Origin of the sequence: Marinomonas sp. TW1 (genome assembly GCF_001625355.1) — a bacterium.
Lineage (GTDB): Bacteria > Pseudomonadota > Gammaproteobacteria > Pseudomonadales > Marinomonadaceae > Marinomonas.
Map to the genome: position 1 here is coordinate 233,366 of NZ_JSEE01000003.1, position 14,537 is coordinate 247,902.

The following is a 14,537-nucleotide window of genomic DNA, read 5'->3' on the forward strand; positions in this document are numbered from 1 at the left end:
CTCGCCTTATGCCTGATGATGATCATATCGCCACTCTGTCGATGTCTTTTTCTGCTTGGCCAAAAGTCGCTTTTGGTTTGTCTCTAGTCGTTTCCAGCCAGCTTCCGACGCTATTGAAAAATTACACTGGGTTCATTGCTAAGAGCCTAAAGGAATCCACCATGACCCCAGCAGAGCTACACGATAAAGCCATTGTGATTGATGGTTTGATTTGCGCGAAATGGAATCGCGAATTGTTTGAAGACATGGCCAAAGGTAAGTTGACTGCCGCGAACTGTACGGTGTCGTTTTGGGAAAACTTTGAAGGCACGGTTCGCAACGTGGTGGAAATGAATCAACTGATTGAGGCCAACAGTGATTTGTTAACCAAGGTGTATACCACCAAAGACATTCACCGAGCGAAAGTGGAAGGCAAAACCGGTGTCATGATGGGCTTTCAAAATGCCCATGCGTTTGAAGACCAAATTGGTTATGTGCAAATTTTTAAAGACCTTGGCGTTGGCATAGTGCAAATGTGCTACAACACGCAAAACTTGGTGGGTACGGGGTGTTATGAACGCGACGGCGGTTTGTCAGGCTATGGTCGCGAGATTGTGGCGGAGATGAATCGTGTTGGTATGTTGTGTGATTTATCTCACGTTGGACCAAACACGGCAAAAGAAGTCATTATTGAATCGAAAAAGCCTGTGGCTTATTCCCACTGCCTACCATCTGGCTTGAAAGAGCACCCACGCAATCGAAGTGACGAAGAATTGAAGTTCATTGCGGATCACGGCGGCTTTGTTGGGGTGACCATGTTTACCCCTTTCCTCAAAGCGGGGGTGAACGCCACCATTGATGACTATGTGGAAGCCATTCAATACATTTACAACATAGTGGGTGAAGATGCCATTGGCATCGGTACCGATTTTACTCAAGGTCATGGTCATGACTTCTTCGAATACCTCACTCACGACAAAGGCTACGCACGCCGTTTAACCCGTTTTGGTGAAATCATTAACCCGAAAGGCATTCGCACCGTTGGTGAGTTCCCGAATTTGACCGAAGCCTTGTTGCGTAACGGTTTCAGTGAGCGCCAAGTGTGCAAGATTATGGGTGAGAACTGGGTAAATCTTTTAGCCGAAGTTTGGGACGAATGAAACTATTGCGCTCGACTAACCAGCGTTAAAAACAAACTCAAGATGCTCATTTATAACTTATAAACTCCGCTCTTTCGTTTGTTTTTGCCTCGGGAAGCCTTCGCTCATAACGTTTCAGAGCAATACTGGCTTTAAAACTTGTTTAAGAATTTAAGGAATTGAACATGTCTACACATTCACCAGAAATGCCAATTCAAGTGGACGATGAAACCGGCGTTTGGACGACCGATGCTTTACCTATGTTGTATGTGCCACGTCATTTTTTTGTCAACAATCACATGGGCATTGAAGACGAAATCGGCGCGACGCGTTACGCCGATATTCTCTATAAAGCCGGTTATAAGTCGGCCTACTTTTGGTGTGAGCAAGAGTCTGAATGCCACGGTATTTATGGAGAAGACATCTGGCACCACTATTTGAAGCGTTTATCGCAACGAGGTTGGGGCTTTTTCATTACCGAGCAATTTGACATTGAAAAGGGCACAGCAAAAGTACGCTTAGAGAATTCCGCCTTTGTTTATCACTACCAAAAGATTCACGGTAAAAAGGTCAATCGTAAGGTGGATTACATGTTTACTGGTTGGTTTGCCGGTGCTTTGGATCAGATTTTAGACAGTCAAAAATCGTCCATTCGTACTCAAGCCACACAGACTCAAAGTGGCGCCGAAGAAGGGTGCGATGTGGGGTATTTTGACGTGCAGCCTATTTAAAGCCAGATAGTTGTATAAGCCAGTTAAGCCATGCGGGCCGGCATGGTTTTGATCAATCAATGTCACGTATTTTTCAGTAAGCGGGAGTTCTTTCTATGTCCCAGTATGATGCGCTGTTTGAGCCTCTCAATATTAATAAGTTAACCATCCGAAATCGCATTGTCAGCACAGCGCATGCCGAGGTGTATGCCACCGACGGCGGTATGACCACAGACCGTTACGTGAAATATTACGAAGAAAAAGCCAAGGGCGGTTGTGGCCTGTGTATTTGTGGTGGTTCCAGTGTGGTGTCGATTGACAGCCCACAAAGCTGGTGGAGCTCAGTCAATTTGTCGACGGATCGCATTATTCCGCATTTCCAAAATCTTGCCGATGCAGTTCATAAGCACGGCGGTAAGATCATGATTCAAATTACCCATATGGGACGCCGTTCTCGTTGGGATGGGGAAAACTGGCCGAACCTGATGTCGCCATCTGGTATTCGTGAGCCTGTGCATCGTGCCACCTGTAAAACCATTGAAGTCGAGGAAATCTGGCGCATCATTGGAGATTTTACTCAAGCGGCTCGTCGCGCCAAAGAAGGCGGTTTGGACGGGGTTGAATTGTCGGCCGTGCACCAACACATGATTGACCAGTTCTGGTCGCCGCGAGTGAACAAGCGTACCGATGAGTGGGGTGGCACTTTCGAAGGTCGCATGAAGTTTGGTATGGAAGTGTTGAAAGCGGTGCGTGAAGAAGTGGGCCTAGATTTTGTCGTGGGTATGCGCATCACCGGCGATGAATTCCACCCAGATGGCTTGAACCACGACGATATGAAGCAAATCGCGCAATACTATGATGCCACTGGCATGGTGGATTACTTTGGTGTCGTGGGTTCAGGTTGTGATACCCACAATACCTTGGCCAATGTGATCCCGAACATGAGTTATCCGCCTGAGCCCTTCTTGCATTTGGCGGCCGGTATCAAAGAAGTGGTCAAGGTGCCTGTTATTCACGCGCAAAACATCAAAGATCCGAACCAAGCGAAGCGCATTCTAGAAGCCGGTTATGTGGACTTTGTCGGCATGACTCGAGCTCACATTGCGGACCCGCATTTTATTGCCAAGATTAAAATGGATCAGGTCGATCAGATTCGCCAATGTGTGGGCGCAAACTATTGCATTGACCGTCAATATCAAGGTTTGGATGTATTGTGTGTGCAAAATACCGCGACCTCTCGTGAATACATGGGCTTGCCACACCTGATTGGAAAGACCTCTGGACCGATTCGTAACGTGGTGGTGGTCGGCGGTGGCCCGGGTGGTTTGGAAGCGGCGCGGGTGGCGGCGGAGCGTGGTCATAAGGTGACCTTGATCGAAAAAGCCTCTGAGCTGGGTGGGCAAATTAGCTTGGCCGCGAAAGCGCCACAGCGTGATCAAATTGCGGGTATTTCTCGTTGGTTGATCATGGAAATTGAACGTCTTGGCGTTGAGGTGCGTTTGGACACGGCAGCCGACGCTGAGTTGATTCAATCTTTGAAGCCAGATGTGTGTGTCTTGTGTACTGGCGGTCGTCCTTTCCTTGAGCAAACCCCTGAATGGGGCGCGGCCGAAGGCTTGGTGGTGTCGACTTGGGACATTCTGAATGGTTCAGTCGAGCCGGGTAAAAATGTGCTTATTTACGACACCATCTGTGAATTCTCTGGCATGTCTGCGGCGGATTATTTGGCCTCAAAAGGCGCGCTCGTGGAGTTGGTGACCGACGACATTAAACCTGGGGTTGGCATAGGCGGCACGACGTTCCCCACTTACTACCGATCTTTGTATGAAAAAGACGTCATTATGACGTCCGACATGCTGCTTGAAAAAGTCTATCGAGAAGATGACAAGCTGGTCGCAGTACTGGAAAACGAATACACAGGTCAAAAAGAAGAGCGCGTAGTGGATCAGGTGGTGGTAGAGAACGGCACACGACCAAACGAAGAACTGTATTACGCTCTCAAAGCCAACTCAGTCAACAAAGGTCAGATTGATAATGAGGCCTTGTTTGATATTAAACCTCAGCCTGTTCTAGAAAGTGATGGCGAAGGCATGATTTTGTGGCGTTTAGGGGATTGTGTTTCGCAGCGAAATATTCATGCGGCTATGTATGATGCTTTGCGTCTCTGCAAAGACCTCTAAACTGATAAGGGGTTAAAGATGATTCTCGATTGGTTACTTCCGACTCTGATTGGTGTTCTTCTTGTTCTTGCAGGGATCGGTGCGGTGCGTCGTGCCAATTTGTGGCGTGCAGGACAAGCCGAGAAGGTCGATGTTATCGCAGGTTTACTGGCCATGCCGAAACGTTATCTTCATGACTTGCACCATGTGGTGGAGCGAGACAAATACATGTCTCGCACTCACGTGGCCACGGGCGGTGGGTTTGTCTTGGCCATGGTGTTAGTGATCTTGGTGCATTTGTTCGACATTCAAAGTCGAATTTTGGCTTGGATGTTATTGGCGGCCCTTGGCATGATGTTTTGCGGTGCTTTGTTTGTTTTTAAGCGTCGTCTTAATCCGCCTTCGCGCCTTTCAAAAGGGCCGTGGATGCGCCTGCCGAAAAGTCTACTCACCTTTGCCATTACTTTTTTTGTGCTGACCTTACCGGCGGCTGGGATTCTGCCGGAGAGTCTAAGTTTGAGCCACATTGGTCTGACTTTAGTGAGCGTGATATTGGCCTTGTTGGTGATGCTTAGCCTGGGCGAAATGCTGTTTGGCATGACATGGGGTGGACCAATGAAGCACGCTTTTGCGGGCGCTCTGCATTTGGCTTTTCATCGTCGTCCTGAGCGTTTTGGCGGTGGGCGTTCGACGGGATTGAAACCGGCCAAATTGGGAGGGAACTCTCATGGTGTGGCGAAACCTGAAGACTTTAAGTGGAACCAGTTATTAGGTTTCGATGCCTGTGTACAATGCGGTCGTTGTGAAGCCATGTGTCCCGCCTTTGCGGCGGGGCAGCCGTTGAACCCGAAAAAACTCATCCAAGACATGGTGTTGGGATTGGCCGGTGGTACGGACGAAAAATACGCCGGGAGCCCTTATCCTAATGTGGCGGTGGGTAAGGCGAGTGGTTCGCCACAGGAGATCATCACCGAAGGCTTAGTTAGCACGGATACCCTATGGTCTTGCACCACTTGTCGCGCCTGTGTGGAAGAGTGTCCAATGATGATTGAGCATGTGGATGCGATTGTCGACATGCGACGCTTCTTGACGCTGGAAAAAGGCGATACGCCAAACAAGGGCGCTGAAGTATTAGAAAACATCATTGCGACTGACAACCCAAACGGCTATGCCCCGGGCAGCCGTACCCATTGGGCGGCGGATCAAAATTTGTCGGTGATGAAGGACGTTAAAAAAGCCGAAGTGTTGTTTTGGGTATCGGATGGTGCCTTTGATATGCGCAGTCAACGTATCCTCAGAGCCTTTGTGACATTGCTAAAAGCCGCTAATGTGGAGGTGGCAATTTTAGGGGATGAAGAACGAGACTGCGGTGATGTGGCGCGTCGCTTAGGGGACGATGCGACGTTCCAAAGTTTGGCGAAGCGCAATTTGGCGACCTTAGCTCAGTATGAATTTAGCACCTTGGTTACCACGGACCCTCATGCTTTTCATTGTTTGAAAAACGAATACGCCGACTTTGATCAAGATGGTGCTTTGCACGGTGTGGACGTTTTGCATCATACCACTTTATTGAATCACCTTATTGAACAAGGCGTGCTGCAAGTCGATCGTTTCAAAGGCGGCAAGGTGACCTATCATGACCCTTGTTATCTTGGTCGGTACAATGGCGAATACGAATCACCGAGAGCCTTATTGTCGAGCTTGGGCATTGACATTGCGGAAATGGAACGCTCTGGTTATCGCTCACGCTGCTGCGGCGGTGGCGGCGGTGCGCCCATTACCGATATCCCAGGTGAAAGACGTATTGCTGACATGCGCATGGAAGATGTGGTGGCAACGGGAGCGGAATTGGTCGCGGTGGGGTGTCAACAATGTACGGCCATGTTGGAAGGGGTCGTCGAGCCGCGTCCACAGGTTCGGGACATTGCCGAAATCATGGCCGAGCATTTAGTTGAACATTTGGTTGAGGGGGCCGCATGACCGAGCATGAAGATATCCTACGTCGTGATCCCAGAGCCGAATGGATAGCACGCAATCGTCTTCACCCTTTGCATCAAGCCATGACGCAGGTATCAGTGGTGGTTCGAGGGCCGTCTGGCTTAGTGCGGAAAAGCCCTCACCAAGTGGGTTTTATTGGGCCCAATGGCATTAAGCGAATTGATCGTTTAGCGGGCAATGGCCAAATGACGGCTGGTGCGACACGACGCCGTTCCACAGCACAAGAAGTGGTATTGCCATTACATCAAGTGATGGAGCCCAATGCTTATATTATGGTGGTGCCGGACATGGCGGGTGGCCGACTCACGGCGCAGGATAAAGACATATTGGGCTTGGCTCATGAGCTGGCGAAGCAGCGTCAAGCATTCGATGCGGATGAACGACTGGCGGTGGTAGCGGTGTGTTTTGGTGAATCCAAAGAAGCTCAGTTTGATGAGGCGGGTGTGGATCGTTTGGTTCACTTATCGGCCGCTGAATACGAAGGTTTTGCCCCAGAGCAACGCCTCCAAGCTTTATTGCAATTGGACGTTTCGTATCAGCCGACGCATTGGTTGTTCCCTGACAGTGTGCATGGTGGTACCGATTTAGCTTGTCGTCTGGCGGTGAAACTGGGTGAGCGCCCAGCAGCACAAGCTTGGCAAGTGTCTATCGATACGACGATTTGTCGGGCTGCGTCCGGCAGTCAAGATATTCAACGTGATACGCCGCGTATTTTGATGCTATTAGAAGAGTGTGGTCAGGCGATTGATGAAACTCGTCATGAAGTCTTGCCTTTGCCGTTCGAACTAGCCTCCTCCGAAGCAGTGTATTTAGAAGATAAGGGGTTAATTGCCGTTGATCCAAATGCGGTTCCCTTGGCGGAAGCGGAATTTATCTTATCAGCAGGCAATGGTATTCATAACTGGCAACAGTTTCATGATTGTGCCACTTTGCTTGGTGCCACAGAAGGTGCCAGTCGCGTGGCGGTAGACGATGGGTTTATGCCGAGAATGCGCCAAGTCGGCGCATCGGGCACCTGGGTGACGGCGCAGGTATACATGGCCGTCGGTATTTCTGGCGCGATACAGCACATGCAAGGCATTGGTCAGTGCGACAAAATCGTGGCCATTAATACGGATGCAGGTTGTGACATGGTGAAACGGGCGGATTTAGCGGTGATTGCTGACAGTGAAGCCATTTTGGCTGAGTTGTGTCGTTTGGCGCAGCAGCATACGGGCAAAACACTGGAGCAGAATGAAGTGACGTCGGAGGTGAGTCATGTTGCCTAAAGCCTTAGCCTTGGTGTCTATCGGACGTCATCCTCAATCAAACCGTGAACGCCGCGCTGAGCAAGATGGTCGTGCGGTCGAAATGGGTCTTCATTTGCAAGAGCGCCAATTAATGACCTTGTCTGTGGTGCACGCCGGTAACGCAGATTCTCCGGTGTTGCGTCAATATGCGGGTATGGGATTGTCTAGATTGTCAGTTATCGCTCAGCAAGCCAATGAGGATGTTTTATCACCTTTAATAGATCATGTTAAGACGCAAGGTGTCTCATTGTTGTTAATGGGTGTGCGATCTGAAATGGGGCAATCGTCAGGTATGTTGCCGTATTTATTGGCGGAGAAATTAGGTTGGCCACTGTTACCTAGGGTGGCGGATATTCAATCTATTGACCATGGTGTGGCACACGTCTTGCTTGCATTGCCAAGAGGTCAAAGACGCTTAGTGCGTGTCGCATTACCATTTGTTGCCACCATGGATAAGTCAGCGAAAGCGCCGCGTCAAACGGCTTATGGACCGGGGCAGCGAGCTGAAATTGAAGTGATAAATACGACCTCCATTGAAGATGACGTCGCCGCACAATGGCAATTCACACCGGCGAAACCAAGACCAAAGCGTATGAAGGTGGTGAAGGCCAAAACCGCAGCGGATCGCTTTAAGGCCGCCACGGCCAAACCCGTTGGTGGCGGTGGTAAGGTGTTGAAAAATGAAACAGTGGAAGAGAAAGCCCAAGCTATTTTTGACTTCTTGTTGGAAGAAAAGGTGATTCGTTAGCGAGAAACCATGAATGAGGGAACAGGGTATGATGATTGTTGATTTGATTGATGAAGTGGATTTTAAAGAAAGACTCATCGCTCTAGGAGCGCCTGTTAAACAAGAGCAAAGTTTGGCAGAGGTTCAGTCCTCCGTGTTGTCTTGGTTACAGTTGTATCCAGAGCAAGTGTCTTTTGTAAAAGATCTCTGTGTTGAAATGCAAAAAGACAATACGACAATATTGCCAGAGGTTTCTAAGGTAATGGCGGCGTTTGTTTAATTTTTCTGTGTCTATTCTTTTATTACTTTCATTGGAACTCATCCCCAATCTTCTATAGCGATAACATAAACGCTAAGGCGTGAGATTAGCTGTGTCTTTAGCTAAGAAACGACAGATCAGCCTTCGATATTTTAGTCGGTTTATTAAAGCAATAAGCCAACCAAAGCTTAGGTTCATTAACTTGCCTACTGCGGACTGCTTGTAATAGGTTTATAGCGCCCATCTTGCGCTCCTATTTGCACCTTAAGCAATTTGATTGTTTATCATTTTTGTCCATTTTTTTTTAAATTTTGTCCGGTATTTCTAAAAGCAATAATGTATTTCACTAGGTGAAACACATTGTTTTGTTATGAAACAATGTTGATAACCTGCAGATGTTCTATAAAACAATTATTAAAAAAAGGGCATTTTGATGATGAAATATACACGTAACTTGTTAGCAATGACTTTGTCAGTACCATTTCTAATGGCTCAATCGGCTTCCGCGGCAGATGATTCAGAGGTGGTTGTTAATAAGCCCAACTTTACTTTTTTGACAAGTATTGGGGTGCTAAGTGTTGAAGATAAAGACTTTGACCCAGAAGCGTTTGAAGCCGAAGTCGGTGTGAATGGGGTAGTCAAAGCCAAAGAATTTACCATGGTGTATAACCTTAAAGCAGACCTTTCTGATGCGATTAATAGTTTCGACACAGGACCTTCTGACGAGCAAGGCGAGGCAGATATTCATATTAAAGAAGCGAATGTTGTCTTTCCAACGGAATACGGTGCTTTTGTCTTCGCGCCGCGAATTACCAGTGGGCAAAACCGTGAGCTTTATTCTAATGTAGACCTATTCGAATACAATGAAGCGCATTCAGGCGGTGCTGCTACAACGGGTAATACGCTTTTCGGGCAGCCTTCTGAAGGTGATGATGTGATTGCTTGGGCGTCTCCTAAATTTATGGGCGTCAAATTGGTTCTGGCGACCATTTCGTTAAATGAGAATAACGGCGATGACATTGATGCCAAAGCGTATCGCATTATTTATAACGCGGGCAATTTGAACTTAGGAGCGGGCCAGGTCATTGTCAGCAAAGGCATGGCTGGTGCGTCCAAAAATTACATTCGTTCTGCGCTGACCGCTGGTTATAAATTTGACAAGCTGGATCTCGGTGCTACCTATGAAATGAATGCCGACACATTTGGTACGGCAGGAGACTACAATACTTTAGGTGTCACGGCTCGTTACTATCTTAACAGCGGTTATTCCGTTGCCGCTGGTTTCTATAATAAGGACTCTGATGTCGATGCGAATGACAACGATGGTACGGTTGTTCAACTTAAGAAGCAGGTTGGCAAAAACATTGCGTTTTGGGCGGAAGCGGCTAATTATGACATCACAGCAGATAACGTCGCGTTAGGTGTCAATATAAGCTATTAATTATTGGTTGTTTTTTAATCGTTTAAATTGATCCTGAGAAGCCGTTCAAGTATTACTCCCCTTTTACTTGAACGGTTTTTTATCTCAAAAACCACGAAAGATTCCTATTTTTTGAATGACCTTGTTTTGCGCTAAACGTTTAGTATTGGTCCTAATAAAAATAATAGGTGAGATGTTTAAAATAAGGTGAACACCATTGTCCTGTTCAACTTATTATCGATGCAGTGTGCATCGATAAACGATATCTCCTGATGCTTAAATGGTTAGCACTATGGTAAAAGCAATTGATTCTGTTACACGAGCGATGCAAGTGTTGGAGAAGCTCCAAAAAACGTCCCCACTTTCTCTTTCTGAATTGCAACGCTGCACAGGTATAAACAAAGCAACATTATTGAGAATTCTGAAAACCCTTAGCCTGAGTGGTTGGGTGGTAAAGTCTCTTAGTGAAAACAAATACAGTTTATCTTCTTCTGTTCTTGAAGATACTCAGCCTAAATCTCAAGAAGCTCGTTTGGCTGAGGCTGGCGCTCCTGTTTTGGATGATCTCTATCAGAGGCTGAATTGGCCATCTGATATTGCGATTCGAGATGGGGACAGAATGAAGTTGGTAGAAACCACGCGTAATCGTACATCCTTTCTGCTTAATCGATCCTCTTTGTGTCGGCCAGAGTTCCTTTATTCTGGCGTGGGTCGTTGCTTTCTGGCTTTTTGTAACAGTGATGAGAGAGCAGATGTCATTCATACCTTGAGGAAACTGCCTAATAAAGAAGGTAAGTTAGCGCATGATGGTATTTGGTTAAGCCAGATGATTGAGCAAACTAAACTCTTGGGTTACGGTGCTCAACAAGTTTCATATTACAATAGCCGAAGTGTTAATGGATTGCCCATAGAGGCTATCGCTGTGCCTATTAGTGAGAGTGATGGCACACTGATCGGGTGCTTGTCATTGACTTGGCCACAGGGCAGTATCGAGCTGTCACATTTAGAAAAAAGAATCGTTCCGATCTTAAAAGAGGCGACGATTCAAATTGTTGAGAATATGCCTTAAATTCGTTTTCCCAAGATACATTATGTTCAATTCAAGAGACCATATTATTTGGTCTTTTTTTTTGGTCTTTTGGGTGTGTTTATATTCGTTATGATTTGTAATTAGACTATGGTCTGTCTGTGAGTAATACAGTATTTTAGTGAAGTGAAAAATAAAAATAGAGAGTGATAAAGGATTTTAAAGACGCTTTTAATTGCCCGTCAATGTGAAGCGTTCTGTCGTTAAGATGTGAGTTAGTTATTACGCAATTGATGTTATTTGATTCTAACTGATGATTTTTTTAAATATCTTAATGTTACTTAAATAATATTTGGATCTATCTTTATGAAAATTAAAACAAAATTGTTAATTGCGTTTTCACTTGCCACTTTATTACCTATCCTCATAGTGAGTTCCATTACTGGCTACCTTGCTTCTAACCAAGCGCTTGAAAGCTTCTCAAAAAGCAGCGGACAAACCTTGGGGGCGGTTGAAAAGACTTTTGACCAATTCATTAAAGACATCAAATACACCGTTGGCTTTCTGTCTGAAAGCGATGCTGTGAAAGACCCGGATGCCAAGCCATTAACCACGTATTTTGAAACTGAAGGGAAGGCACCAAAAGACGTCGCGAGTCAAAATGGTGGACGCGAAGCCGACTTATATAATTTATTTGAAGCCGTTGGTAACAATAACCCTAACTTTGTTTATGTTTACATGGGAGACCAAGGTGGTGGCTACTCTGAATGGCCTGGAACCTATGGCTACGCTGAGTGGCATCCAAAGAAGCGCCCATGGTATTCGGTTGGTATAGAAAACAACGGCAAAACCGTATTACGTGAGGCGTATTACTGGGAACCGGACGATGCGGTTTACGTTTCCGCTGTACGTACTTATCAAAGAGGCAATCAAGTCGGCGGTGTGGTCGCGGTGGATGTGTCGATTAAGACGCTAACAGACATGGCAACTAAAACACAGCTAGGCGAGTCTGGCAGTATTATGGTGATCGAAAACACCGGTACTGTGCTAGTGGATGCGATTCATCCAGAAAATAACTTCAAAAAAATAAGTGAGTTAGAAGGGGATGCTTACAAACAAATTGCCCAGGCTTCGGCTGGCATGTTGCATTTTACCTTAGACGGTAAAGACTATTACGCCAATGTGATGACGTCGCCTAATTTACAATGGAAATTTGTGGGTTTGATGCCCACCGCAGAAATTTACTCCAGTACCAATGAACTGATTACAACCACCGTCATCGTGTGTGTGTTGCTTTTGTTACTGTGTATATTGGTCGCTTTTGTTATTTCTAAAGGTTTGGTGACACCGATTGAGTCGGTTTCAAATCATTTGAAAATTTTGGCAGAAGGGGAAGGGGATTTAACATCGAGAATTGAAACTCAGTCTAAAGATGAAACTGGGGTGTTGTCGAATTGGTTTAATCAATTCATTGATTCGACTCGTCAGTTAATCGTCGGAATTAAGCAGTCTAGCCAAAAAATGGACAAGGTTTCAGCGGAAACCTCTCAAAAAGCCAGTGAGGTAGCCACCTCAACGAGCGAACAGTTGCGTTCCATTGAGTTGATTGTTGAAGCGGGTCAGCAAATGGTGATTGCATCAAGTGATGCAGCGGAAAGCTGTACGCATTCTGCTGAGTTTTCGGAAAAGGGACTGGAAACCACGGTGGCGGGTAAGGATTTACTTAAAGGCAGTGCCGATGGTGTGAATCGACTCGGTCAACGACTAAAAGAGTCGAATGACATCATTACTGAGTTAACCAAAGAAACCGCCAATATTAATCAGATTCTTTCTACGATTCAGGACATTGCTGAGCAAACCAACTTGTTGGCTTTGAATGCCGCCATTGAGGCCGCCCGAGCGGGTGAACAAGGTCGTGGTTTTGCCGTTGTCGCTGATGAAGTGAGAACCCTTGCCGGACGAACGCAAGAGTCGACGGAACAGATAGGTAGTATTTTGAACTTGTTGGCCAGTCGGACGAAACAAGCATCGGATTCTATGATGACAAGTTTGAATGAATCAGAAACGGCCATTAGTTTATCGGATCAGGCATTGGAGTCTTTTGAACAGATTGAACAAGTGGTTAAACAAATGCGTGATATGACCATGCAAACTGCCGCGTCAGCAGAAGAACAAAGAGCGGTTACGGAGGACATTAATAAGAACATTACTGATATCAGCTATTCAGCACAGCAAGTGTCAGCAATTTCAGGCGATGTGGCTAAGCTTTGCGCCAGTCAGGATGTATTAGGTAACGAGTTGCGTGAGATGGTGGCGAAATTTCGTACTGAGTAGTGTTTGCTTTGAAACGTAAGTGTTTTTTGGCGGCTGTTGTTATGTAGATGAAGTCCCCCTAAGAAGGCTATCCCATTTGGATGGTCTTTTTTATGAGCCTTTATAAGAAGAATGGCAGAGTGTCGCTGTCTGGCCGCGAAATAAGTGAAAAATAAGCTTGGTAACACGGGGTATTCTATTTTTAATTTAAGTAATAACGATTATCATATGCAAATCAAAATTCAGTTGTAAAAGGTTTTAATATGATTAAATCGTTCATCGCACTCGCGTTCACCATGATGGTGAGCTTGGTATGGGCCGATCAGGTAACGGTAAAAGATGTACTTGACCGTGATGTGACTTTCAATAGTCCAGCACAAAGGGTAATCGTCGGTTTTTATCCTGAAGATTACATGGCCATCGGGACGGAAGCGGCTTATGACAATGTGGTTGGAATGTCCAAGTACATTTGGCAAGCTCGCCCAGCCAATTGGGATATGTACGTTAAACACCGTCCATCCTTAGCAGACATTCCTGGTATTGGCCGTGTTGATACGAAAACGTTTTCAGTGGAAAAGGTCATCGCATTACGCCCTGATTTGTTGTTATTAGCGGATTGGCAGTTTAAAGGTCTAGGAACGGATGTGGAGCGTATTCAAGACGCTGGAATCCCTGTCTTGGTAGTGGATTACAATGCACAAACCTTAGAGCGTCATCTGAAGAGTACAGAGCTAATTGGTGTGGTAACTGGGCAAGAAGCGCGTGCTGCCAAAATTGCCAAAGAATATCAAGAGCGTGTTGAAGGCATTAGCAAACGTTTGGCCGAAGCCAATTTACCAAAACCCAAAATCTACACCGAGTTTGGTTCAATGGGACCCAGTGAGTTGAGTTACACCTTTGGTAAAAACATGTGGGGTGCCATTTCCACTATGGCGGGTGGCGATAATATTTCTGCGCCATTCATAGAGTGGTGGGGCAAGCTTAACCCTGAGCAAGTCATTGCTTCTAATCCCGATGTGATTGTGATGACAGGTTATGAGTCTGCAAACTCTACTGACGCGATGATTATGGGCCAAGGGGTGGAGAAAGAAGAAGCCTTGAAGCGCTTGGAAGGGTTTAAACAGCGTACAGGCTGGGCAAGTTTGTCTGCGGTGAAGAACAATCGCATGTTTGGTGCTTATCACGGTGCGTGCCGAACTATTATGGACAGTGCCATGATTGCTTTTTATGCCAAGGCGATGTACCCAGAGTTGTTTGCTGACCTGAATCCAGAGCAAGCTTACTTTGATTTTTACGAGAAATACTTGCCCGTCACGCCGGAAGGGACTTTCACACTAAGTCTGAAATAATCGGACGTGTTGAGGGATGATAAAAAGGGGCCAATGTTGGCTAATGCTGTTCACTTAAGGGTTGAATTTAATTGAATAGCCTCAGAAAATCCGATTAAGCTTTCTTAATCGGATTTTTTTTGTGTCTATTCAACAGTTACTTCTCAGCATCGATGAGCTCCACTCATT

General features: G+C 46.2%; 11 protein-coding genes. All 11 read left to right on the top strand.

The window, feature by feature from the left end:
• Window positions 1-161: 161 nt before the first annotated feature.
• Window positions 162-1,139, top strand: coding sequence for a dipeptidase (locus OA79_RS04255; protein ID WP_063331997.1), 978 nt, complete (start codon window positions 162-164; stop codon window positions 1,137-1,139).
• A 164-nt stretch (window positions 1,140-1,303) separates the two neighbouring features.
• Window positions 1,304-1,849 carry a DUF5943 domain-containing protein gene (locus tag OA79_RS04260; protein WP_063331960.1) on the top strand — a complete coding sequence of 182 codons (546 nt, stop codon included), beginning with the start codon at window positions 1,304-1,306 and terminating at the stop codon, window positions 1,847-1,849.
• Window positions 1,850-1,944: 95 nt separating this feature from the next.
• Window positions 1,945-4,008: a dimethylglycine demethylation protein DgcA gene (gene dgcA / locus OA79_RS04265; protein ID WP_063331961.1), complete on the top strand. Its 2,064-nt coding sequence runs from the start codon at window positions 1,945-1,947 to the stop codon at window positions 4,006-4,008.
• A gap of 18 nt (window positions 4,009-4,026) precedes the next feature.
• Entirely contained in the window at window positions 4,027-5,967 is a 1,941-nt protein-coding gene (locus OA79_RS04270; protein WP_063331962.1) for a (Fe-S)-binding protein, read from the top strand.
• On the top strand, window positions 5,964-7,253 hold the full coding sequence (gene etfA / locus OA79_RS04275; protein ID WP_063331963.1) for an electron transfer flavoprotein subunit alpha: 1,290 nt from the start codon (window positions 5,964-5,966) through the stop codon (window positions 7,251-7,253). The genes OA79_RS04270 and etfA overlap by 4 nt, the downstream gene beginning before the upstream one ends.
• Window positions 7,243-8,022, top strand: a complete 780-nt coding sequence (etfB, locus tag OA79_RS04280; protein WP_063331964.1) for an electron transfer flavoprotein subunit beta — start codon at window positions 7,243-7,245, stop codon at window positions 8,020-8,022. The genes etfA and etfB overlap by 11 nt, the downstream gene beginning before the upstream one ends.
• A 28-nt stretch (window positions 8,023-8,050) precedes the next feature.
• Window positions 8,051-8,281, top strand: coding sequence for a hypothetical protein (locus OA79_RS04285; RefSeq protein WP_063331965.1), 231 nt, complete (start codon window positions 8,051-8,053; stop codon window positions 8,279-8,281).
• Between the two features lie 412 nt (window positions 8,282-8,693).
• Complete coding sequence (locus OA79_RS04290; RefSeq protein WP_063331966.1) at window positions 8,694-9,701, top strand: porin; 1,008 nt, start codon at window positions 8,694-8,696, stop codon at window positions 9,699-9,701.
• 271 nt (window positions 9,702-9,972) lie between these two features.
• The gene (locus OA79_RS04295) at window positions 9,973-10,749 is read left to right on the top strand and encodes a helix-turn-helix domain-containing protein (RefSeq protein WP_063331967.1); all 777 of its coding nucleotides are present in this window, start codon (window positions 9,973-9,975) and stop codon (window positions 10,747-10,749) included.
• Window positions 10,750-11,073: 324 nt separating this feature from the next.
• Window positions 11,074-13,041 (top strand): methyl-accepting chemotaxis protein, encoded by a 1,968-nt coding sequence (locus tag OA79_RS04300; RefSeq protein ID WP_063331968.1) that lies wholly within the window; start codon window positions 11,074-11,076, stop codon window positions 13,039-13,041.
• 242 nt (window positions 13,042-13,283) lie between these two features.
• Window positions 13,284-14,369 carry an ABC transporter substrate-binding protein gene (locus OA79_RS04305; RefSeq protein ID WP_063331969.1) on the top strand — a complete coding sequence of 362 codons (1,086 nt, stop codon included), beginning with the start codon at window positions 13,284-13,286 and terminating at the stop codon, window positions 14,367-14,369.
• Window positions 14,370-14,537: the final 168 nt, after the last annotated feature.